This window comes from Asanoa siamensis (assembly GCF_016862555.1).
Taxonomy (GTDB): Bacteria; Actinomycetota; Actinomycetes; order Mycobacteriales; family Micromonosporaceae; genus Asanoa; species Asanoa siamensis.
In genome coordinates this window covers 1-22,272 of the sequence record NZ_BONE01000077.1, presented here as the reverse complement: position 1 = coordinate 22,272, position 22,272 = coordinate 1, and the positions used below count along the sequence as shown (strand labels likewise).

Genomic DNA, 22,272 nt, shown 5'->3' with positions numbered 1-22,272 from the left:
AGCAACTCTGGCTTGGTCGGCACGGCGACTCGGCGCAGTGAGACGTTCTGCGTCTGGGGATCACGATGGTTTGACGGCATGGCTCGGACACCGTTTACACCGGCTCGGATCTCCAATCGGTCCCTCCAACAGCGTCGCTGGGAGCCGGCAGTGCTGACGCCGCGGCGCGTCGCTGTCTGGATGCCGGTGCACGTGGGTGCGGTCGGCAGGCCCGTCGCGATACTCCAGGATCCGTACACTCCCGTTTTCGAAAATCAGCTTGTAGAGGTGGGGATCGGTGACGGTCGGGTCGTCGTGAGCGCCCATCGCGGTCTCCTCGCGGTGCGGACTCATGGGACTCCAATCCCATGATGCGACTACGGCATCACGATGGAGTGGCGATGCAGTATGAGTCGATCGGGCGAACAGCGCAGAAGTCCCGCACCCAGATCGCCCCGACAGCCTGATGCCGGCGGACGCGCCACTTGACGTCGCCACCCGCCTCGAAGCGGTGATGGCGGGGTTCGCCCGATACAACTTCACATGGGAGCCCAACTGCGCGCGGCGCTGCGGCTCTCGCTCGAGCCGGCCGGCGAGCAGCCGGTGCTCCGCCAGGGCCGAGCGATCGCCTGGATCGCCGAGGCCCTGGCACCGCTCCGCGACAGCCACCCACACGTCGACAACGCCGGACTGGCCACGGCCATCCGCTCCGCGACGGGCATCGAAACCCTCATGTGGCAGCTGGTGGACATCGCGGGCTACTCCCGCGAATCGGCGACTGACACCGTCACAGGAACCGCCCGCGCATTCCTGGCCGCCGCCATCCTGCCTGCGACGCCCGCCTGACCCACTGTCGGACGCGCCGGATGGGAGCGGGGAGACCCGGCTCGCCCGGCCCCCGACCGCCTTCTCATACTGATCGTGCGGGCCTCGGCGATGCCATCCACAAACCTTCGCCGGGCCCGCGCTCGAGCTGCAAGTCCGCGAGACGCGCACGCTCACTCGCCGGAGGTTGAGCATCCGCTGAATGTCGCGCGACACGGACCAGGAGGGACCGGGACGAGCAGCCCCGTCGGTCGAGGATCCGACGGAGACGATGTGGACATCCTGGGCCAGCTCCAGGAAGTCCTAGTTGCGCGAGCGGCGGCGCCGGACCGGACGTTCCGTCGGCGCCCGGCTACGCGTGCCGGCAGGCATGGCCCGTCTACATCGCGACCTACATCGGCCGCACGCCTGCAGCGCTGAGGTAGCTGCACACCAGGCGCTGCCTCGCATTTGGGCGGACGAGTTCAGCAAGTGACCCTCCGTTGCGAACGGGGTGCCGCAAAGTCGAGTACTACGCTGCCCGCGTGGCTGAATCGCGAGCGGCGGTCCCCTTAACGGGTTCGGCGCGCCGTGTACGGCTGAGTCGTGGGCTCTGCTACGCGCTCGAATGCACCGAACCGGTGGTCGTCCTCGATGGCGACGAGCCGATGCTCGTCGGCGAGTTTGCGCATATCGTCGCGGCGGTCCCGTCCGGTCCGCGGCAGCGTCGACATCGGGAACCGCGACGGGTTCAATAATCTCTTGATCCGGCGCGGTCACTCGATCGTGGGAGGCACCGGCATGCGGTACGTTCAACGCCGCGCCCGCCGCCACGCCGATCAACTCCTCGCCGCGGCCGGCGACAAGTCACTCCAACGGCGATGAGTCCTGCCGTCCTGACAGGTCGATATCCGGCGTAGCGCACGGTCGGCGGCAGATGAGTGCACCCGATCGGGGTCAACGTTGGGCGCGCGATGACCTGAGCGGTTGAACGGACTATCCGCCGCTGAGATCTGAAACGCGCGTCCTAGGAGTTTCCGGCACAGATGATCTCGAAGCCTCGTCCCCGGGATGGTGAGGGTCAGGACATTTGTTTGAAAGCGGACGGCAAGTTCGCTGTGGCGGGTGGCGACGCAGTGTTGCGCTTGAGGCGGCCTTTGGTGGCCCTCCCGATCCCGACCTCGCTGGCACCGCCATGCGGTAGCGGAGCGGGTCACCGCGCGGCCCGCAGCCAGGGGCCGAGGGCGACCTTCCACCGCCACCAGCAACCCCGGCGGCTTGCGCTACGGCCGCCCAACGGTGCCGGCGTACCGACTTCATCGCGCGACCGGCATGTCCGGGACGAACAGCGCGTCTCCCGGATGATAGTTGCTGTCTGCTGTCGATCACGAGGCTGACGTTGCGTGCGCCGGCCCCAGCCGAGGGGATCGTCAGTCGGAGCGGCGGGGTGAGAGGCGTAGCTCCAGCATCGCGGCGAAGCGGGCGTCCGGGTCCCGCAGGTCGATCGGGCCGATCTCCGCCACCCGCCGTAAGCGGTATCGGAACGTGTTCGGGTGCACGTACATCGCGGCCGCCGCCGCGACCGCGTCGCCGAAGGCGTCCAGCCACGCGCGGAGCGTGGCGACCAGGTTGGTGTTGTGCCGGGCGTCGTAGACGAGCAGGTTCGCGACCGCACCGCTCGGCTGGTCGCCGCGGGCCGAGACCACGTCGGCGAGATCAAGCAACAACGCTTCGACGTGTACGTCGGCCAGCCGCGCGACCCGGCGCCCGGCGCGGCTGCGGGTGCGCAGCACCCGCAGCGCCCGGTCCGCCTCCGCCCGCGCCCGCGCCAACCCGGCCACGTCCTGTGCGACCGCGCCTATGCCGGCCACCGCGGGGATCCGCTCGCCCACCCGGTCGAGGAAGTCGGTGGCGATACGAACAGCGCCGTCGGAGCTTCCCCGGCTGATCGGCACGAGACCGTAGACGACGTCACCGACCAGGGCCGTCGCCGACCTCGGGTGCACCGCGCCGACGTGCATGGCGAGGGCGTCCGCCAGGCGTTGCAGGTCGGTGGCGAGGCCCGCGTCGGCGTCCGCCGTGCCCTCGGTGCCGCGCAGGGCCACCCCCAGCACCGCGACCGGGCGGTCGGCGAGCCCGAGCCGGGTCAGTGCGTCCCGTGCCGCCGGCCCGCCCTCCAGCGCGGTGCTGAGCAGGTCGGTGCGCAGCCGCCGCTCGACGTCGGCGCCGGCCCGGATGCGCAGCATGTGCAGCGCGACGACGCGGGCCGCGTCCCGGAAGGCCTGCCGGCGGTCCAGGTTGAGCGGCTGCCGGACGGCCGCCCAGATCGAGCCGAGGACCTCGTCGCCGGCGCGGACGGCGACCGCCACCCGCGGCACCAGGAAGTCATCGCCGCTGGGTTCGACGAACACCGGCTGGTCGCTGCGGTACAGGTCGCCGAAGACGCCGCGGTCGGTGAGCTGCCGTGCGTACCGGGCGGGCACCTGCCGGCCGAGGATCGTCTCGATGCGGGACGGGTCGGCCTCGTCCTGCCGGCCCGAGTAGGCGAGGACCCGCGAGCTGCGGTCCTCGATGGTGACCGGCGCGTCGAGCAGTGCCGCGATCGCGTTGGCGAGCGCGAACAGGTCACCCGCCGGCACCCCGCCCAGCGTCTGCGGCTCCGCGTCGCCCACGTCGCCTTCGGCGAGCAGGGATCGCAGGAGCGCGGCGAGCTGCGCCCACGAGGCGCCCCGGGTCAGCCCGAGCAGCGCCACCCCGGACTCCGTGGCCGCGGCGGCCACCTCGTCGCCGGTCGGCACCGGCGACCGGACGACCAGCCCGGCGGCCTCCTGCTGACCGAGCGTCCGGAGCAACCGGGCGGTCGCCTCGGCATCGCCGACGCCCACGCCGAGGACGAGCGCGTGCGCCGGCAGGACCGGCTCGTCGAACGGGTCGTGGATGACCACGCCGCCGATGGCGGCCGTCTGGTCCGGGTCGCCGTGGACCAGCTCGAGGAGGGTGGCGCCCAGGTCGTCGAGGACGCGCCCGAGGCTCGCGTTCGGTCGCACGGCACACAGCCTAGAGCGGTATCCAGGCAGTTTCGGTGGTGATCTCGGCGATACGTCCGGCAACGGCTCGACGCCCAGCCCAGGGCCGGTCGGCACGGCGAGGTGGCCGTCCGCGAGGACGAACGGCGCCGTGAGGTCGGTGCGGTAGAACCGGTCCGACGCGGACGTGTCGCCGGGCAGGGTGAAGCCGGGCAGCGCGGCGAGCGCCACGTTCGCGGCCCGGCCGATGCCGGTCTCCAGCATCCCGCCGCACCAGACCGGCACCCCGTGCGCCATGCAGGCGTCGTGGATCCGGCGTGCCTCGAGGTAGCCGCCGACGCGGCCGGCCTTGATGTTGACGATCTCGCAGGCCCCGAGGGTGATCGCCGCGACGGCGGTGCGGGCCGACGTGATCGACTCGTCGAGGCAGATCGGCGTACGGATCAGCCTGGCGAGGGCGGCGTGGCCGAGCAGGTCGTCCTCGTCCAGCGGTTGTTCGATCAGCAGCAGGTCGAACGGGTCGAGCCGGCTCAGGTGCCGCGCGTCCGCCAGGGCGTACGCCGTGTTCGCGTCGACCTGCAGGAGCAGCCCGTCGCCGAACCGCTCGCGGACGGCCCGGACCGGTTCCACGTCCCAGCCGGGCTCGATCTTCAGCTTGATCCGCACGTACCCGGCGGCGACGTAGCCGGCGACCGCGTCGAGCAGCTCGCCGATCGAGCCCATGATGCCGACGGAGACCCCGCACGGCACCCGGTCGCGGACCGCGCCCAGCTCGCGGGCGAGCGGTCGGCCGGCGGCCCGCAGCTCGGCGTCCAGGATCGCCAGCTCCAGCGCCGCCTTGGCCATCCGGTGTCCCTTGTAGCCGGACAGGGCCGGCCCGACCGCGTTCGCGTCGAGATGCTCCACCGCGCCCAGGGCCGGCACGAGAAACCGGGTGAGCACGTCGGTGGCCGCGCCGATGTACTCCGAGGAGTACAGCGGGTCGGCCATGGCCACGCACTCTCCCCAGCCCTCGGCCTCGGCGGTGACCGCGCGCAGCAGCAGCACGTCGCGGGACGTGCTGGTGCCGAACGAGGTCCGGAACGGCGCCACCAGCGGCATCCGGACGTGCCGCAACTCGACACCGGTGAGTTTCATGAGTCTCCGTCCCTGGTGAGCACGTACCGGCCGGCCTTGTCGAAGCCGACCACCCGCCACCCGCCGGTCATCAGCGTGGCGAGCGTCTCGCGGACCGCGATCCGCCAGGCGTACGCGACGCCCGGCTCGACCCGGCGGAGCGCCTCGATGTCGGGAGGCACGGCCACCAGCACCGTGCGCCCCCTGCCATCCCCGGCGGCGGGCCGGCCGTCGGCCGTCCGGTCGAGCACGACGACCGCCGCGTCGTCGGGCTCGCGGATCGCCGGACGGCCCGCGCACGCCGCGTCCACGGCGGGCGCGGTCAGGTCCCAGCTCACCAGCACCCGGTCGCTGTCGTCGGCGCCGTTGCGGCCGTCGTTCATCCCGCCGTAGAAGTCGGTCAGGTACTCGTCCGCGGTCGCGGCCAGCTTCCCGAGGTTGAAGTACGCGTTGCGGCGCACGAGCGGGTCGTACGTCCACGAGATGGTTTTCAGGCCGTTGCGCATGGCCCAGTCACGCTGGTGGGTCTTGAGCGCGAAGCCGACTCCGGAACGGACGGACCCGGTGATGTGGCTGTGCATGGTGGCCCGCGCCGGCGGCCCGAAGAACGCGACGCACGCGCCGACCAACACGCCCCCGGCGTACGCGCCGACGACGTAGTTGTCCGCCTTGCTGAGCGCCCGCATCAGCGCGGCGGAGACCGGTTGGTTGTGCGGGTCGGGCCGCCAGATGCGGTCGAACAACGCGTACATCGCGCGGATCCCGCCGGGGTCGGCGACCTCGCGGACCGTCACCCCGGCCGCGGCGGCCGCCGCGAGCGCGGCCGTGTCACTGTCCATCAAGGACCTTGGGCGTGGCGCGGGCCCCGAAGTGCAGGTACCGCTCGCCGGTCGGCAGCGCGTAGAAGGTCACCGGCACCCAGTTCTGCGCGGACGGGTCCTTGACCAGGAACAGGTTCTCCTCGTACGCGACCATCGGGTATTCCTGCACCGGCTCGTCCAGCAGCTCCGCCAGCGGCCCGGTGATGGTCGTGCGCATGACCGGCCCGCCGTCGCGTTCCAGCACGTCGATGCGGACGCTGGCCCGCTCGTAGGTGCCCACGTGCTCCCGGAACTCGACGTGCACCGGCTCGGCGGGCGGCCCGATCGGGTGCGGCATCGCGATGCCGGCCACCTCGGCGAAGATCTCCCGGAACAGCTCGTCGTAGAGGTCGCGTGCGTTGCCACCGTTGGTGAGCAGCGTGATCGCCAGGTTCTGGGCCGGCAGCAGCTTCAGGAACGCCGACTGGCCGATCGTGTTGCCGTCGTGCCCGACGAGCCGGTGCCCGTCCCAACCGAACCGGATCCAGCCGAGGCCCCACGAGTTGCCGAGGGAGTGCACGTCGGGCAGGTCGGCGTGCTTGGCCGCCATCGCGGCGACGCTCGCCTCGCCGAGCACCCGGGTGCCGTCCGGGGCCAGGCCGCCGCGCAGGTGCAGGCCGGCGAACGCGAGCACCTCGGCCGCGGTGGAGTTGATCAGGCCGGCCGGCCCGGCCGAGCGCTGCAGCCCCCACACCGGCGCCACCTTGAGGTCGTCGAGGTCCTCGCCGACGTGGCCGATCGCGGTCCGGTGGGACAGCGCCTCCTCCGGCAGCGTGCCGGTGCGGCGCAGCCCGAGCGGGCCGAACAGCCGGGCGCGGACGGCGGCGTCCCAGGTGCCACCGGTCAGCTTCTCGATCACCCGGCCGGCCACGGAGAGTCCCGCGTTGCAGTACGACCAGGTGGCGCCGAGCGGATGGTTCTGGCTCTGGCCGGCGAGGACCGCGACGTACTTCTCGAGGCAGTCGTCACCGCGGCCGGTGTCGGTGAACACGTCGCCGTCGATACCGCTGGTGTGGGTGAGCAGGTGCCGCATGGTGACCTGCTTGGTGACGTCCGGGTCGGCGAGCCGGAACTCCGGCAGCACGTCGACGATCGGGGCGTCGAGGTCGAGCAGGCCCTCGTCGACGAGTTGCATGACGACGGTGGCGGTCCACACCTTGGTGATCGAGCCGATCTGGAACACCGTGTCGGTCGTGGTGGCCACGCCGGTGTCCTTGTTGACGACGCCGTGCGCCGCCTCGACGAGCTCGTCGTCGCGACCGGGGCGCAGGCGCAGGATGCCGAGCGTGGCGCCGGGCACCCGGTGCCGCTGCGCGAGGGTGGTCAGCCGGCGTTGCCAGTGGGCGGCGTCCAGGGCCGGGCGACCGTCACCGACGTACTGCTCAACCCAGTCCACGATCCGGCGGTTGTAGTCGATCCGGTGCGACGGCTTGCCCTGCAGGATGAACAGGTGCGAGGCGCCCGGGTAGAGGACGAGGCGGGTGGGCACGTCGCGCTCGCGCAGCGCGGTGTGCCACTGCTGTGCCTGACCGACCGGGCACCGCACGTCGTCGGCGCCGTGCAGGATCAGCGTCGGCGTGTGGACGTCGTCGACCCGCGTGATCGGCGACATCGCCGGCAACGAGCCGCCGTCGAGCTCGAACGCGCCGATGAGGTGCCCGGCGTCGGAGGTGCCGGAGCTGCTGGCCAGGTCGCTGACCACGCCGCCGGCCACGGCCGCGGCGAACCGGTCGTCGATGCCGGTCAGGTAGCAGGTCATGTAGCCGCCGTAGCTGTATCCGGTGACGGCGAGCCGGGCGGGGTCGGCGAGGCCCTCGGCGACCAGCGCGTCGATCGGTTCCAGGAGGTCCTTGGCGTCGGCGACACCCCAGGCGCCGAGCGCGGCGGTGTAGAAAGCCTCCCCGTAGCCGTCGCTGCCGCGTTGGTTGAGCAGCAGCACGGTCCAGCCCCGCGCGGCGAGCTCCTGGTGGTAGAGGTGGACGTCGTCGGCGGCGCCGTTCCAGGCGTTGTGCGGTCCACCATGGACGTCCAGCAGCAACGGTCCGGCGCCGGTGGTGGCCGGGTCGCGGACCACCCAGCCGTGCACCACGGTGCCGTCCGAGATGGTGAACGTGCGGTCCTCGCGGCGGTACAGGTCGACGTCGGCGCCGTGCGCGGTGCGCACGGACTCACCGGCGGTGCCGAGGTCGACGGTGACGATCTCGCCGAGCGAGGTCGGGGTCAGCAGCAGCGCGACGGCCGTGTCGCCGGCGACCGACAGGCCGGCGACGGTGCGCCCGGCGCCGGCCAGCACCGGCCGCGGCTCGCCGCCCTCGACCGGCACCGTGTAGAGGTGCGTGTCGCCGCCGTCGCGGACGCAGAACAGCACCGACCGTCCATCGTCGACGAGCACCGGCAGCGCGCCCGGGTAGCCCGGACCGCCCGGCATCACGTTGCGGTCCAGCGGGGCCGACAGGCTGGTGACCGGGCCGCCGTCGAGCGGCACGCGCAACAGGTGCGCGTGACCGGTCACCCGTCCTGGGTAGCCGGCGACCAGCAGCGCGGCGCCGTCGGCGGTCCAGGTGAGCGGGCCGGCGTGGCCGTCGGCAAGGCCGACGACGCGCGGCGCCGCGGCCGCGTCGGTGGCGGAGCGGACATGGACCGGGCAGTGCATCGTGCGGTCGGCGTCCGCCGCGGTGGCCGCCGCGTACGCGAGTCGCGTCCCGTCCGGTGACCACGCCGGGTCGCCGGCGTGCCAGTCGCCGTCGGTCATCCGGCGGACCGCCCTGGTGGCCACGTCCAGGACGTGGACGTGGCTGCGCACGGTGCGCAGGTAGCCGGCGCCGTCGGCGAGGTAGTCCAGCCGGTCGGCGACGATCGGTGCCGTGCCGCGCCTGGTCCGCGCCGCGTCGTCCTCGCCGGCGGCGGCGTGCAGGTCGACCGGCGCGGCGAACGCGATGGCCGTGCCGTCCGGGCTCCACACCGGCCGGCCGGCGCCCAACGGCAGCGTGGTGAGCTGCTCGGGCTCCCCGCCGCCGGCCGGCAGCAGCCACAGTTGCGCCGCGCCGCCCGCGCCCCGCAGGAACGCGATCCGGGTGCCGTCCGGCGAGAACGCCGGCGCCGAGTCGGTGCCACCGCGGGTGAGCTGCTCCGGCTCGCCGTCCCGGACGCCGACCCGCCAGAGGTCGCGTACGGTGCGGTCGGCGTCGGGATCCACCGTGCGCAGCACGTACACGGCGTGGCTGCGGTCCGGTGCGATCGCCGGCTGTTCCGGCACCGCGAGGGTCAGCAGATCGTCAATGCGCTGGCGTCGGGTCACGGCGTACTCCTCGTGTTGTGCTGTTCGGACGCGTGGGCGGCGTAGTGGCAGGCGGCCTGATGACGGCGCTGCGCACCGTCTGGTTCGGTGTCGCGGCAGTCGTCCCGGCCGGGGAGGACGAGCGGGCCGACCGGGCAGCGGGGGTGGAAGCGGCAGCCGGGCGGCGGGTGGTGCGGGTCGCCCGGCTCGGCGCTGTCCAGCGTGGCCTCCGCGCCGGTCAGCGCCGTGGGGATGCCGCCGGGTCGCGGCGCCGAGGCCAGCAACTGCCGGGTGTACGGATGCTGTGGGTCACCGAGCACGTCGTCGACGGGTCCACACTCGACGATGCGACCGAGGTACATGACGGCGAGGAGGTCACTGACGTAGCGGACGACCGCGAGGTTGTGCGAGATGAACAGCATCGACAGGCTCAGCCGCCGCTGCAGGTCCCGCACGAGGTTCAGCACGGTGCCCTGGATGGAGACGTCCAGCGCCGAGGTGATCTCGTCGGCGATGATCACGTCGGGGCGGGCGGCCAAGGCCCGGGCCAGCGCCACACGCTGCCGCTGCCCGCCGGAGAGTTGCGCCGGATACTGGGCGGCCCGCTCGGGCGCCAACTCGACCAGGTCGAGCAGCCGGGCCACCTCGGCCGTCGTGTTCCCACCCCGTGGGGCAGCCTCGGCGATGGAGGCGCCCACGGTCATCCGCGGGTCGAGTGAGGAGTAGGGGTCCTGGAACACCATCTGGACCCCGTGCCGCCCGGGCGTACGGGGCAGCGGCCGGCCGTCGAGCAGCACCGCGCCGCCCGCGAGGGGCGCCAGCCCCACCGCGGCCCGGGCGAGGGTCGACTTGCCGGAGCCGGACTCGCCGACCAGGCCCACCACCGCCCCCGCGGGGACGGTGAGGTCCACCCGGTCCACGGCGGTGACGCCGCGGCGGCGGCCCCCGAACCGGACCGACACGTCCCGGAAGCGCAGCTCATTCAACGGGCTCACCCACCCGGGCCGGGGGGCGCGACCGTCCGGTCGGCGTGCCAGCAGGCCACTCCCCCTTCCAGCGGCGGGTCCGCCCGCCGGCACAGGTCGTCGGCGTACGCGCAGCGCGGGGCGAACGCGCAGCCGACCGGTGTGTCGCCGGGGTCGGCCGGCCGGCCCGGGATGACAGTCAGCGGCCGGTCCCGGTCGGTGCCCAGGTGCGGCACCGCGGCCAGCAGTGCCTGGGTGTACGGGTGCCGGGCCGCCGTGGACAGCTCGGCGGTGGCCACGTCCTCGACGATGCGGCCGGCGTACATGACGAGCACCCGCTCGCAGACCTGCCCCACGACGGTGATGTCGTGGCTGATCAGCACCAGCGCCGCGGCGGTGGTGGCCCGGACGTCCTCCAGAAGCGCCAGCACCTGCCGCTGCACGGTCACGTCGAGGGCGGTGGTCGGCTCGTCCGCGAGGATCAGCATCGGGGTGCCCATCAGGCCCATGCCGATCATCGCCCGCTGCCGCATGCCGCCGGAGAACTCGTGCGGGAACTGGTGGGCACGCCGTTCCGGCGCGGGCAGCCGCACGGCCCGCAGCCGGTCCACCGCCCGGTCGAACGCCCGCCGCCGCGACAGTCCCTGGTGCGCCCGGGCCGGCTCGGCGAGCTGCCGGCCGATGCGCTGGGTCGGGTTGAACGACGTCATCGGATCCTGGAAGACCATCGCCAGGGACGTGCCGAGCAGGCGCCGCTGGGCCCGGCTCGGGCCGTGCCGCAGGTCCTCGCCGGCGAACTCCAGCCGCTCGGCGCGTACCTGTCCGGGCTCCTCGATCAACTGGGCGATCGCCAGCGCGGTGAGGCTCTTGCCTGAGCCGGACTCCCCCACCACGCCGACGGCCTCGCCGCGGCGCACGGTGAAGCTCACCCCGCGTACCGGGGTGACGCCCGGAAAGCTGACGTGGAGCCCCTCCACGGCGAGCACCACGTCCGCGCTGTCCTGGTTGGACGGAAGCGGCGCCTCGGGACGCCGGCGGCGGACCGCGGTGAACAGCGGTGTGGTCTGCCCGATCCCCCGCGCGACGGCCTCGCCGGTCAGGTTGAGCGCCAGCCCCGCCAGCACGACCGCGCCGCCCGGCACGAGGGCCGCGAGCGGGTGCATGTAGAGGCTGTTGAGCCCTTCGCCGAGCAGCCGTCCCCAGTCGTACGCGGGCGCCTGCACGCCGAGTCCGAGGTACGACAGGCCGGCGAACGCGAGCAGCGAGCCGCCGGCTGCCACGGTCGCGTTGACCACCAACGGCTCGCCGATGTTCGGCAGGACGTGCCGGACGAGGATCCGCAACCGCCCGACGCCGGCGATCCGGGCGGCGGCGATGTAGTCACGCTCCGCGACCGTGGCGACCAGGGTACCGGTCAGCCGGGCGAAGGCGGGCGCGATCGCGAAGCCGATCGCGAGGACGGCGCCGGTGCCGCCCACGCCGAAGACCACCGCGAAGCTGAGCGCGAGCAGGAGACCGGGGAACGCGACCGCGATGTTCACCGCGGCGGTCACCAGTCGGCCGACACGGGCGCCGACCAGCAGCGGAGCGGCGCCGAGGAGCAGACCGGTGAGCACGCCGAGCCCGGTGGCCAGCAACGCCAGCAGCACGGAGAGGCGGGTCGCCACCAGCACCCGGAAGAAGATGTCCCGGCCAAGCCCGTCGGTGCCGGCCCAGTGCGCCGCGGACGCGCCCTGCAGGATGTTCGCGGTGTCGGCGGCGGCGGCGGCCTTCTCCCCCCACAGCGGCGGCGCCAGCACGGCCGTCGCCAGCACGGCGACGAGGAGCACCGCGGCCGTGCCGCCGAGCGGGGTACGCAACCTCGGCACGGTTCAGCTCTCCCGGATCGTCGAGCGCGGATCGAGCAGGGCCAGGCCCACGTCGACCACCAGGTTGACCAGCAGCACGCCCAGGCCGTAGACCAGCACGATGGCCTGCACCACCGGGTAGTCCTTGGCGAGGATCGACGAGACGATGGTGCTGCCCAGGCCCGGCCAGGCGAACACGTTCTCCACCAGCACGGTCGCCGCGACCAGCCCGCCGAGCAGCAGGCCCGCGACGGTGACCGTGGCGGTCAGCGAGTTGGGCAGCGCGTGCCGCAGGTAGAGCCGCCGGTCCGGCAGCCGCTTGGCCCGGGCCGTGCGGATGAAGTCGGCCTCCAGCACGGCGAGCGTTTCCACCCGCGTGATCCGGGCGAGCACGGCGGCCGGTCCGATCGCCAGGGCGAGGACCGGCAGCACGTACGAGTCCGGGCCCGCCCACCCGGCGATCGGGGCCAGGCCGAGGCGCACGCCGAACACGTACACGAGGAAGGCTCCGACCAGGAACTCCGGGACCGTGCCGAGGAAGACGCTGGTCGAGGTGAAGCCCAGCTCCAACCGCCGCCGGCGGCCGGTCCGCGTCAGCACCGCCATCGTCAGGCCCAGCGGCACCGAGAGGGCGACCGCGACGAGGAACGCGTACACGGCCAGCTCCAGGGTCGCCGGGTAGCGGTCCGCGATGACCTGCGAGACCGGCAGGCCGGAGATGGTCGAGACGCCCAGCCTGCCGGAGAACAGGTCAGCCAGGTAGTGCCCGTACTGCGTCCAGAGCGGGTCGTTGAGGCCGAGCTGTTCGCGGCGGGCGTTCACCAGCTCCGCCGGTGCGGTGACGCCGAGCGCCGCCCGCACCGGGTCGCCGGGGATCAGGTGGATCATCAGGAACGCCGCGGTCAGCAGCACCCAGATCGAGAGCAACAGGCGCAGGAGCCGGCGCGCGGCGAAGCGTGCCCACGCGTTGTCCGTCATCGCCCGCACGGCGGTCGCCACGTCAGGCGAGCATCCGGATCGACTGTGGGACCAGCGCGCCGTCACCGAACTCGAACTGCGCGCCCTGGCCGAAGGTCGGCACCGTCGAGTTGACGAAGGGCACCAGGTCGACGCGCGCGAAGATGGCCTTCTCCGCGGCCGCCCACTTCTCGCAACCGTCGGTGCCGGCGATCGCCGAGGCCTCCGCGACCGCCGCATTGTATTCGGCGTTGTCGATGCCGGAGAAGTTGACGCCCTGCGGCGCGGACGGCCCCGACAGGTACGGCACCAGGCCGCTGGGCAGCGGCAGGCCGAGCGGCAGGAAGGCCGCGTCCCAGGCGAGCTGACCGCCGACGATGGCGGTGCCGACCTCGGCATCGGTCACGGGCTTGACCGTGACCTCCGCGCCGACCTCCGTCCAGGCCTTCTGCGCCAACTCGACGCCCGCCTGCATGCCGGAACCGAGGCTGGACGGTAGGGCTATCACGATCGCGAGCTTCCTGCCGTCCTTCGTGCGCGCGCCGCCGGCGCCGGCGGTCCAGCCGGCCGCGTCCAGCGCGGCCTTGGCCGCCGCCACGTCGTGCCCGGGCAGGTTGCCCTCGACCGTGTTCTGCTTGCACGGCCCGATGCCCGGCGCCACCAGACCGGTCGCCGGTTTGCCGTTGCCGCTGCTGACCACCTTGCCGAGCTCACCGAGATCCAGCGCCTGCACGAGCGCGCGGCGCACCTGTTCGTCGGAACCGGGCAGCCCACTCTTGTGGTTGAGCCACAGCTCGCCGAGCGGCGCCTCCACCTGGCGCTCGAACAGCTTCGCGGCCTGCAGCCGCTGCCGGTCGGGCCCGATGATCTGTGCCGCGTTCGCCTGCTTCGACATCAGCAGGTTGGCCGCGGTCGACTCGTTCGTGACCACCTTGAGGATCACGGTGTCGGGCAGGCCGGGCTGGTTCGCCTTGAAGTCACCCGGGCCCCACGCGTACTCCTTGCGCCGGGTGAAGGTGTAGTGGTCGTTCGCGACCGCTTCCGTCAGCGTGAACATCCCGGTGCCGTCGCCGGCCTGCTTGAGGGAGTTGCGGTCCTTCATGCCGCGGTCGCACACGATCGGCAGCCCGCCGACGGTACGGACGAGGAACGCCGCGGGCGCCGCGGCGGTGACCGTGACGGTCCCGGTCGCGTCGTCACCCTTCGCGGTCGCGCCCGGCGGCACCCACACCCCGATGCGGGTCGACGCGTTCTCCGGGTTGCCGACGAAGTTGATGTTGTCGGCCACCAACGTCGCGGTCAGCGGAGTGCCGTTGGCGCAGGTGACGCCCTTGCGCAGCACGTACTTGGCGGAGGTCGTGGTGCCCTCCCAGGTCTCCGCCAGACCCGCCACCGAGTTGCCGTTCGGGTCGCTGTAGAGCAACGAGTCGTACATGAACCGGTCCACCAGCGCCGCGGCCGACAGCGACGTGAAGTGGGGGTCGAGCGAGCCGGGATCGGCGCCGAGCGCCATGGTGAACGTCTTGCCGTCGACGAACTGCTGCTCAGCGACCGCGCCGTCGTCTCCGGCATTGCCCCCACACGCGCCGAGGGCAAGCGCGAGACATCCCACCGCGGCGGTGGTCCGGACAGATCTCATGGATGCCTCCGCTCGCACAGCCAGTGATGGACGTCACCACGTACCGACATGCGGCCACCCTAGGGTGACCTCCACCCGGCTGTGTTCGTACGAGCGGACAACTCCGACCTTGAGAATCCGTACACGGGAACGAAGATCCCTTGTGGGCGCCGCCGCATCCGCTACTGAGCCTTCCGGCCGGCGGCGGTGACGGCGCCCCCAGTCGGCGCCAGGTCGAGGTCGGTCAACCGCGGTTCGACGCTGCGGCCGCCTTGCGCCGTCCTCGATTGCGGACCGCACGCACCGCAACGAAGATCGCGATGGTCACCGCGGCGAGGATGAGCGAGCCTCCGATGAGATACAGGGTATGTGGCGGTCCGAATGTCGGCTCGCCTGGCGATCGGAACGCCTCGGCGGTGGCGAGGTCGGCCGCCACGTCCAAGTCGTCGACTCCCTCCGGGGTCTCGAGTACCGTACGCGCGCTCGCGGCGCCGCGGGTCAGCACGACCAACCGCACCTGATCTGTCGTCGAGCTTCGGAACGGGCCCAACGACACATCGTAGTTATCGCTCGCCGGCTTGACGTCGCCGTGGGAGAACCCGGCAAGGACGACGGCTGAATCCGCTGAGTGCCAGGCGATCACCCGCAGAAAGGTGGCCGCGGGCGGTACGGGCAGTGCGGGCCGTTCGACAGGTTCGCCTGTTTGCGTGTCCCGTTCCGAGAGCCTCCAGCCACCGTCGGACGCCGGTTCGGCAACCATCAGCGAGCGGCCGTCCGGAAGCCAGGATCCCGGACCGGCGAGACGACCGCCCGGTACACGGATCTTCAGGTACGGGGTGCCGACCGTACCTTCCAGTCTTGTGATCCAGATTTCGTCGCGTACCTGAAGTGCCAGGCGCCTGCCGTCAGCGGACATCGCGGCGGTCCAGCCTGGACTGATCCAGGCGGATCCGACGTCGACCTGAGTCACCGTCGACCGGCTGGCGAGGTCGTAGATACCTACTATCGGCGTGGTGTATGTGTTCGGATGCGTTAACTCCGCTTCCGTGGCGAACACCAGCCGGTCGCTCCGGGGCGAGAACGCGATGACGTCGCCGGGCAGGTAGGAGATGTCCTTGCCGTCCTTGGTCAGCGCGGTGACCGCGCGTCCGTGCGCGACGTAACGGCCGTCCGGGGACAGCAGCGCCTCGAAGCCCGGCGGCCGATATGGCATCTCGTCGATGACGCGATATCGGTCGCCCGTCGCGGAGACCGCGGCGAAGCGGCCCTCGAACCAGTCGTCCCTGGTCGCTTCACCCCCGAAGATCGCGGCGGCTGGTCCAGGCGACGACTGGCCGACCGTGGCACACCAATGCGGCGGCACGACCACCTCGGTCGGGATGCCCGCCTGCGGCCCGCCAGCCCCGAAGACAGATGGCTGTTGCCATATCGGTCGCACCAGCGAGACAGCGATGACGAGCAGAACCCCCGTCAGCGCGATGCCGCCTCGGACGGTGCGTCGTCGGTGGCGGGACCTGGCCTGGTTGAACAGGTCCTCTGGTACGGCGGCGGGGGGAACACGGTCGGCGATGGCGTGGAGGCCCCGGGTCAGCCATTCATTCATCGGTCCATCTCCAGTTGCGCGAGGTCGGGAGACAATTCCCGCAGCCGTCGAAGCGCGTGTCGGGTCTGACTCTTCACCGTTCCGATCCGGCAGTTCAAAAGCTCGGCAGTTTCGGACTCAGTGCGATCTTCAAAGAAGCGAAGCACCAGCACTGCGCGTTGGCGTGGGGTAAGTCGGTGAAGGGCCCGCTCCAGGACCACCGCGACATCAACGTCGGTGTCGAGTCGGGGCTGGTCGGGCACCCGGGCGGTCAAGGTCTCCGAGACGCGTGCCGCTCTTCGACGCCACCAGCTGACCGACTGCGTGTACAGGACGCGTCGCGCGTAGGCCGCCGGCTCGTCGACGTGGTCCCATCGCACGGCCACCCGCGCCAGCGTCGTCTGGACGAGATCCTCGGCGTGGTGACGATCACCGGTCATGAGGTACGCCGCTCGGGTCAGGGTTGGCACCTCCACACGCACGAAGTCGGCGAAGTCGCCGCGCGCGCCGTTCGTATGTTCCGTCAAGCTATGCCTCCTCACCTAACCTGACGCCTGCCGACCGAGGCTCGGAGGGAACCTTTAACGCACCGCCTCGGCGGGATGCGTGCATGCGGATCGACGGCATCCGAGGTAGGGCCAAGAGGGGCTGCTACGGTAGCGGGCCTCGTCGGCGCAGCGCTCGGGTCACGAGGATGCCGAGCCCGGCGGCGACGAGCCCGCTTGAAGCCACCACCAGCATCAGCCAAACTGGCCATGGCCCCTGGTCCCTACCCGCGTCGCGGACCTCGACCGTGGGCAGCAGCGCCGTAGCCAGCTGCAGGTCGGTGAAGTTGCCGTGGCCAGGTTCCAGCATGGCCAGCTGCTCGGCCGGGCCTCCGGCGACTGGTAGCTGTGCGATGGTCTCCCAGCGGTCCACGACCAGCCGATCACCGCGCCAACCGAGCAGTGTCCGCAGGTCGCTGAGTGGGCCGAGGGCGAAGGTGTCACCGCTGTCGAGGTCAAGGACCGCCAGCCCATCCGGAGACCCCTCGCCGCGTAGTCCATAGACAGAGTCGGGGGTGCCCTGACCGGTCACTTCTCCCATCCGGTACAGCGCGAGCCGGCTGCCGTCCGGCGACCAGGCGGCGGCGCCAGCCAACCGGTGCCGGTCGGGCAGCGACAACGTCCGCTCGACCGCGCCATCCAGCCGGACGATCCGCAGCTCTCCCTGCCGTTGGAGCGCCAGCCGCGAGCCGTCCGAGGCGTAGGCGGCATCGACCGTGCCTCGTTGCCCGGGGATGACGGCCGACGACCCGCTGCCTAGGTCCAGCACAACGGGCTCGCCTTCTCGAGGCTCCTCGAACATCGCCGGTACCCGTGGCAAAGCCAGGTAGAGCAGCCGGCGAGAGTCCGGTGACCAGGCGAGGAACTGTCGGGCGACGCCGTGGACCTGATAGCGGCGTGCCTTTCCATTGACCAGGTCGACCACTGCGATGCTGCTCGGCGAGTCCCCTACCGCGACCTTGGTGCCGTCCGGCGACAACAACGTCAGAGCCGATCTGTGCGAGCCAGGATATCCCCTACTGGGTCGGGAAGCCGCGTCGAGCTCGCGAAAGCTCCGGCCGTTCACTCCGACCACGAGTACGCCCGGCGCCGGAAAGACCCCTTGGCTGTAGCTGTAGAGACCGATAACCGGCCCGGGCGGGTCGGCGGAGACGTGCGCGGTGAGGTACGAGTTTACGGCGAAGGTCTTCGGCAACACCGCGACGTCAGCATCCCTGAGTGGCGTCGCCCCGAGGTCCGTCGGCATGCCTGGCAACAGACCGACCGCGACGATGGCGAGCGCGGTAGTGGCAGCGGCAAGTGCCGGCAGCCATCGGCCACGCGCACGCGGTCGGACGCGCCGCCGCGCAGCTGCGGCGCGCAGGCCAGCCGGCCCGATCTCCGGCACTGGAACAGCGTTGGCCAGGTCCCGCACTCCTCGCCGTAGCCGCGCGTCGTGCTCGTTGTGGCTTGGGCTACCAACCCACCACTCGTCGCTGCCGGGCGCGGGGCACGGCATCCGGTCAGTGCTCATTCAAGTGCTCCCTCAACGTGGCGTGCGCGCGGTGCAGGAGGGACTTGACCGTGCCCGGCCGACAGCCAGCGCCTCGGCGATCTCGGCCTCGGACAGGTCGAGGTAGTAGCGGAGAAAAATCGCAGCCCGGTGTCGAGGCCGAAGTTTGGCCAACCCGTCGCGGACCGCGACCCCTTCTGGACCTATCGGTACGGTCTGCGCCAGGGGTCCCTGGACCGCGTGACGGCGTTCGAGCCGCCGCCGCCGCAGCCATGACGTGCACCGGGAGATAACCGCCTTACGCAGCCACGCGCCGGGCTCACGCACGTCAGCGCGAGCCAGCAAGGCGATGAACACCTCCTGGACCACATCCTCCGCTGCCGGAACACTGCCTGTGGTCACATAGGCAAGCCGAACCATCGGGGCGAAATGCTCGGCGTAAATTGCCTCGAAGTCGCCCCGCACGGCCGGCACGGAAACCAATGTCACACTCTTACAGGCGCACAACCGACTGGATCGGTTGCACCCCTCCGACATGCGGCGGAGAACGTTCTGTCAGGCTGGTCTGCGGTGCATGCGGTAGTGGAGGACCAGGAAGGGCAGCCCGAAGACGCTGAAGGCGTGCTCCGCGACCAGGTCGTCCTCCGTGGTGACATAGACGTCGAGGCGTTCCGCGAAACCGTGCACGCTCAAGGCCGTCAAGCGTCGCGTCTGGGCGTCCACATAGGTCAGATAATGGCCCGGCTGGTCGCCCTGGCCGCGGCTGCTCAGTGTCAGCCCGCCGTCGGCGCGCGGGCGAGGTTCCAGGGTCGCCGTGAAACTCGGGCGCCCACCTCTGCTTTCCACGCCCTAGGTCTACCGCACGGATCGCGCGCGTCAGGATGGGGGCATGAGTGCGCCGGATCACCGCTATCTGCTCGACAACGCCCGGGTCGAGGCCGGCGAGCGGTTCACCTCGCTGGCCGAGCTGTTCGACGGCGTCACCCGCGGGCACGTCGACCGGCTCGGCGCACGGGCGGGCTGGCGCTGCTGGGAGGTCGGTGCCGGCGGCCCCAGCATCCCGGAAGCACTCGCCACCGCCGTCGGACCGACGGGGTACGTGCTGGCCACCGACGTCAATCCGGTCTGGTTGGACCCGCACGCCGGGTACGAGGTGCGGCAGCACGACGTCGTCGCGGACCCGCCGCCGCAGCCGGGCACGTTCGACCTCGTACACGCGCGGCTCGTGCTCGTCCATGTGCCCGACCGGGCCCGGGCGTTGGCGGCGATGGTCTCTGCGCTGCGGCCCGGCGGGTGGCTGCTGGTCGAGGATGCCGACACCGAGCTGCAACCGTTGGCCTGCCTCGACGAGGTCGGCGAGGCGCAGCGACGGGCCAACCGGCTGCGGCGGGCGGTGCGGGAGCTGATGACCCGGCGGGGCGCCGATCCGCGCTACGGCCGTACGCTGCCGCGGGCGTTGCGGGCGGCGGGGCTGGTGGATGTCGCGGCGTCCGGCTGCTTCCCGGTGGGCGGGGTCGCCTGCGACCGGCTGGAAGCCGCGACGGTACGCATGGTCCGTGCGGAGTTGCTCGCCGCGGGACTGGCCGACGAGGCCGAGATCGAGGCGCACCTGGCCGCCGTCGACGCCGGCGCGCTCGAACTCACTCTCGCGCCACTGATCTCGGCGTGGGGACGCCGCGCGGGCTGAATCGGGGTGGGCGCGTCCACCGACGGTGGACGCGCCCCCTGCCGTCAGGCTGACGCGGCGCTGCGCCTCGGCAGCACCCAGTCAGGCCGTGGGAAGTGGCAGGTGTAGCCGTTCGGATAGTTGACCAGGTAGTCCTGGTGCTCGGGCTCCGCCTCCCAGAACGGGCCGGCCGGCTCGATCGTCGTGACCGCCTTGCCTGGCCACAACCCGGAGGCGTCGACGTCGGCGATCGTGTCGCGGGCGACGCGCTCCTGCTCGTCGGTCTGCGGGAAGATCGCCGAGCGGTAGCTCGAGCCCATGTCGTTGCCCTGGCGGTTCAGCGTCGACGGGTCGTGAATCTGGAAGAAGAACGCCAGGATGTCACGGTACGTCGTCTGCGTCGGGTCGAAGACGATCTCGACCGCTTCGGCGTGGCCAGGGTGGTTGCGGTAGGTGGCGTGGTCGTTGTCGCCGCCGGTGTATCCGACGCGCGTGTCCAACACGCCGGTCTGGCGGCGGATGAGATCCTCCATGCCCCAGAAACACCCGCCGGCCAGGACGGCCGTCTCGGTGCCGGGCTCGCGGGTGACCTGCCCCGTGTCGTGAACTCCGCTGGTCATGATGCGTGCTCCTTCGTGCCGTTCGTGCCGTTCGTTACGTCCGGCTCGAACAGGGAACGGTACTCGCCGTACCCCTGCGCCTCGAGCTCGGAGACCGGGATGAACCGCAACGCGGCCGAGTTCATGCAGTACCGCATGCCTCCCGCGTCGGCGGGGCCGTCGTCGAAGAGATGCCCGAGATGGCTGTCGGCGCCGGCGGACCGGACCTCGACGCGGGTCATCCAGAGCGACCTGTCGGTCTTCGTACGCACGACGTCGCCGTCGATCGGCTTGGTGAAGCTGGGCCATCCGGTGCCGCTGTCGTACTTGTCGGTCGACGAGAACAGTGGCTGGCCGGAGACCACGTCGACGTAGATCCCGGGCTCGTGGTTGTCCCAGTACTCGTTCCGGAAGGCAGGCTCGGTCCCGTCCCGCTGGGTGACGTGGAACTGGGTGTCATTGAGGCGGCTGAGCGCGTCCGGTGTCTTGCGGTAGTCCTGTGACACGTTGTCTCCCCTTCTGCCGCCGCTGGCTGCGGCGTCACCTGCAACAACATCGGGGTGCCTTGTTTTGGTCCCGGGATTCCCGAGAAAATCGCCGTGATCGCGATCAGCCCGCGCCGGGGCCCGCACGGCCACGGACGCAGATCTCCGTGGTGCCGTTCTGGATGCCGAGGTCGGTGAGGCTGGCGTGCACGGTGCCGTGGGCCTCCGCGCCGCAGGTGCCGGTCGCGACCAGCGGGGCCCGCACGCCCGGGCGCACGGTCGACGGCTGGATGGCTTCGGCGTTGACGGCCACCGGGACGGCGCAGTCGATCGCGTACGACACCGTTCTCGCGTCGTTGGCCGGCTTCACGTCCGCGACCTTGGCCCGCTCGGGGGCGACGGACGTCGTCACCGTGACGGTCCGGGTGCCGGGGCTCGTGCAGACGACGGTGTAGTCGCCGCCGACCTTGGCCGGCGTGCCCACCCCCAGCTTGTCGGCGTCGAACGTCCGGCCGGCCGGGATGACCGTCAGGCCAGGCGCGGCGGCGACGGTCTGCACCACGTCGGCGTCGAGCGGACCGTCGGGTCCGAGGTTCGCCACCGTAGCGGCCACCTGGACCGTGACCGGCGTGCCGACGACGCCGAGGGTGTCGCCGGACGCGGTCGTCGAGGTGACCGCGAGGTCGGCCTCGACGCACTCGGTGTCGATCGGGTGTGCCAGGCAGAACTCCCGCACCGCGGGGCGCAGGTCCACGGTCGCGAGATCGATGGCGGCCCGCAGGTCGCGGACCGTCATCGTGGCCGTGTCGGCGTCGAAGGGCACGACGAGGGTGCCCGGGCCGTCGCGCCGGACCATCCGCTCGCCGCCGCCCGGCTTCTGCTCGAAGTACCATCGCGGATCCCAGGCGTTGACGGAGTCACCCGCCGCGCCGTCCTCGTCGACGAGGGACAGCCGCAGCAGCGGGGGGTCGCCCAGATGGGAGTACGAGCGCGCCCGCACCACCGAGGCGCGCACGAGCGCGGCCGAGGTCGACCCGAAGTCGAGCTCCACCACGAAGGCCTTCGCCGGGTCGTCGTAGTCGTACTGCGGCTGGGGAGCCGTCGCCGGGTTCGTCGGGTCGCCGGCCGAGGCCAGGGTGCCGGTGACTTCGACGGTCACCGCCGCGAGCACGGCGGCCAGGACGGCGATCACCGCGAGGGTGCGTCGGTTGCGCCTCATCGTCGGCCCCCTCAGCACTTTCCGACGGTGCAGTTGCCGAAGAACCAGTCCATCCGCCGGATATCGGCTGCCCGTGGTGGTCGTTGGCTGTTGTTCATCAGGTCGTCGGGGCTGGGCTCGGAGGTGAGCCAGTTCTGCGCGGGCGTGGGCCGGGTGTCGGTGATCGTCCGGCAGTCGGCCGCGGTCCGGTCCAGGCTCGGCGCGTCGGCCTGGCACTCCCCCCGCGAGTCCCACA

The 22,272-nt window shown here is 71.8% G+C and carries 18 protein-coding genes; 2 read left to right on the top strand and 16 right to left on the bottom strand.

What is annotated here, in order from left to right:
* Positions 1–522 precede the first annotated feature (522 nt).
* On the top strand, positions 523–825 hold the full coding sequence (locus tag Asi02nite_RS32860) for a hypothetical protein (RefSeq protein WP_203717908.1): 303 nt from the start codon (positions 523–525) through the stop codon (positions 823–825).
* 1,388 nt (positions 826–2,213) lie between these two features.
* Here the strand turns inward: Asi02nite_RS32860 and menC are convergent.
* The 12 genes from menC to Asi02nite_RS32795 all read right to left on the bottom strand — a co-directional run bounded on the left by menC (position 2,214) and on the right by Asi02nite_RS32795 (position 18,914).
* Positions 2,214–4,946, bottom strand: coding sequence for an o-succinylbenzoate synthase (gene menC / locus Asi02nite_RS41980; protein ID WP_239127349.1), 2,733 nt, complete (start codon positions 4,944–4,946; stop codon positions 2,214–2,216).
* The gene (locus Asi02nite_RS32845; RefSeq protein ID WP_203717907.1) at positions 4,943–5,764 is read right to left on the bottom strand and encodes a GNAT family N-acetyltransferase; all 822 of its coding nucleotides are present in this window, start codon (positions 5,762–5,764) and stop codon (positions 4,943–4,945) included. The genes menC and Asi02nite_RS32845 overlap by 4 nt, the downstream gene beginning before the upstream one ends.
* Positions 5,754–9,083 carry a serine hydrolase gene (locus Asi02nite_RS32840; protein ID WP_203717906.1) on the bottom strand — a complete coding sequence of 1,110 codons (3,330 nt, stop codon included), beginning with the start codon at positions 9,081–9,083 and terminating at the stop codon, positions 5,754–5,756. Before Asi02nite_RS32840 ends, Asi02nite_RS32845 begins: the two co-directional genes overlap by 11 nt.
* Positions 9,080–10,048 carry an ABC transporter ATP-binding protein gene (locus tag Asi02nite_RS32835; protein WP_203717905.1) on the bottom strand — a complete coding sequence of 323 codons (969 nt, stop codon included), beginning with the start codon at positions 10,046–10,048 and terminating at the stop codon, positions 9,080–9,082. The genes Asi02nite_RS32840 and Asi02nite_RS32835 overlap by 4 nt, the downstream gene beginning before the upstream one ends.
* 5 nt (positions 10,049–10,053) lie before the next feature.
* Positions 10,054–11,895: a dipeptide/oligopeptide/nickel ABC transporter permease/ATP-binding protein gene (locus Asi02nite_RS32830; protein ID WP_203717904.1), complete on the bottom strand. Its 1,842-nt coding sequence runs from the start codon at positions 11,893–11,895 to the stop codon at positions 10,054–10,056.
* Positions 11,896–11,898: 3 nt separating this feature from the next.
* Entirely contained in the window at positions 11,899–12,873 is a 975-nt protein-coding gene (locus Asi02nite_RS32825) for an ABC transporter permease (protein ID WP_239127347.1), read from the bottom strand.
* Position 12,874: 1 nt separating this feature from the next.
* Positions 12,875–14,470 (bottom strand): ABC transporter substrate-binding protein, encoded by a 1,596-nt coding sequence (locus Asi02nite_RS32820; protein WP_203717903.1) that lies wholly within the window; start codon positions 14,468–14,470, stop codon positions 12,875–12,877.
* Positions 14,471–14,693: 223 nt separating this feature from the next.
* Positions 14,694–16,052 carry a TolB-like translocation protein gene (locus Asi02nite_RS32815; protein ID WP_203717902.1) on the bottom strand — a complete coding sequence of 453 codons (1,359 nt, stop codon included), beginning with the start codon at positions 16,050–16,052 and terminating at the stop codon, positions 14,694–14,696.
* Positions 16,049–16,558 carry a SigE family RNA polymerase sigma factor gene (locus Asi02nite_RS32810; protein ID WP_203717901.1) on the bottom strand — a complete coding sequence of 170 codons (510 nt, stop codon included), beginning with the start codon at positions 16,556–16,558 and terminating at the stop codon, positions 16,049–16,051. Before Asi02nite_RS32810 ends, Asi02nite_RS32815 begins: the two co-directional genes overlap by 4 nt.
* A gap of 124 nt (positions 16,559–16,682) precedes the next feature.
* Positions 16,683–18,089: a WD40 repeat domain-containing protein gene (locus Asi02nite_RS32805; RefSeq protein WP_203717900.1), complete on the bottom strand. Its 1,407-nt coding sequence runs from the start codon at positions 18,087–18,089 to the stop codon at positions 16,683–16,685.
* Between the two features lie 12 nt (positions 18,090–18,101).
* The gene (locus tag Asi02nite_RS32800; RefSeq protein ID WP_239127345.1) at positions 18,102–18,533 is read right to left on the bottom strand and encodes a sigma factor; all 432 of its coding nucleotides are present in this window, start codon (positions 18,531–18,533) and stop codon (positions 18,102–18,104) included.
* 90 nt (positions 18,534–18,623) lie between these two features.
* Positions 18,624–18,914 carry a hypothetical protein gene (locus Asi02nite_RS32795; protein WP_203717899.1) on the bottom strand — a complete coding sequence of 97 codons (291 nt, stop codon included), beginning with the start codon at positions 18,912–18,914 and terminating at the stop codon, positions 18,624–18,626.
* A 43-nt stretch (positions 18,915–18,957) separates the two neighbouring features.
* Between Asi02nite_RS32795 and Asi02nite_RS32790 the strand changes: the two genes are divergently transcribed.
* Positions 18,958–19,755 carry a methyltransferase domain-containing protein gene (locus tag Asi02nite_RS32790; RefSeq protein ID WP_203717898.1) on the top strand — a complete coding sequence of 266 codons (798 nt, stop codon included), beginning with the start codon at positions 18,958–18,960 and terminating at the stop codon, positions 19,753–19,755.
* A 44-nt stretch (positions 19,756–19,799) separates the two neighbouring features.
* On the opposite strand, the gene msrA is transcribed toward Asi02nite_RS32790, so the two are convergent.
* The 4 genes from msrA to Asi02nite_RS32770 form a co-directional block, all read right to left on the bottom strand.
* Entirely contained in the window at positions 19,800–20,354 is a 555-nt protein-coding gene (gene msrA / locus Asi02nite_RS32785) for a peptide-methionine (S)-S-oxide reductase MsrA (protein ID WP_203717897.1), read from the bottom strand.
* Positions 20,351–20,839, bottom strand: a complete 489-nt coding sequence (gene msrB / locus Asi02nite_RS32780; protein ID WP_203717896.1) for a peptide-methionine (R)-S-oxide reductase MsrB — start codon at positions 20,837–20,839, stop codon at positions 20,351–20,353. Before msrB ends, msrA begins: the two co-directional genes overlap by 4 nt.
* 103 nt (positions 20,840–20,942) lie before the next feature.
* Complete coding sequence (locus Asi02nite_RS32775; protein WP_203717895.1) at positions 20,943–22,037, bottom strand: hypothetical protein; 1,095 nt, start codon at positions 22,035–22,037, stop codon at positions 20,943–20,945.
* A gap of 11 nt (positions 22,038–22,048) precedes the next feature.
* The coding region (locus tag Asi02nite_RS32770) for a hypothetical protein (protein WP_203717894.1) at positions 22,049–22,272 on the bottom strand (224 nt) is incomplete at its 5' end.

Excerpts from the sequence above, each read along its gene's own strand:
- Asi02nite_RS32860 (WP_203717908.1), top strand. The coding sequence starts at position 523 with ATGGGAGCCCAACTGCGCGCGGCGCTGCGGCTCTCGCTCGAGCCGGCC.
- menC (WP_239127349.1), bottom strand. The coding sequence starts at position 4,946 with ATGAAACTCACCGGTGTCGAGTTGCGGCACGTCCGGATGCCGCTGGTG.
- Asi02nite_RS32845 (WP_203717907.1), bottom strand. The coding sequence starts at position 5,764 with ATGGACAGTGACACGGCCGCGCTCGCGGCGGCCGCCGCGGCCGGGGTG.
- Asi02nite_RS32820 (WP_203717903.1), bottom strand. The coding sequence starts at position 14,470 with ATGAGATCTGTCCGGACCACCGCCGCGGTGGGATGTCTCGCGCTTGCC.
- Asi02nite_RS32815 (WP_203717902.1), bottom strand. The coding sequence starts at position 16,052 with ATGAATGAATGGCTGACCCGGGGCCTCCACGCCATCGCCGACCGTGTT.
- Asi02nite_RS32805 (WP_203717900.1), bottom strand. The coding sequence starts at position 18,089 with ATGAGCACTGACCGGATGCCGTGCCCCGCGCCCGGCAGCGACGAGTGG.
- Asi02nite_RS32790 (WP_203717898.1), top strand. The coding sequence starts at position 18,958 with ATGAGTGCGCCGGATCACCGCTATCTGCTCGACAACGCCCGGGTCGAG.
- msrA (WP_203717897.1), bottom strand. The coding sequence starts at position 20,354 with ATGACCAGCGGAGTTCACGACACGGGGCAGGTCACCCGCGAGCCCGGC.
- Asi02nite_RS32775 (WP_203717895.1), bottom strand. The coding sequence starts at position 22,037 with ATGAGGCGCAACCGACGCACCCTCGCGGTGATCGCCGTCCTGGCCGCC.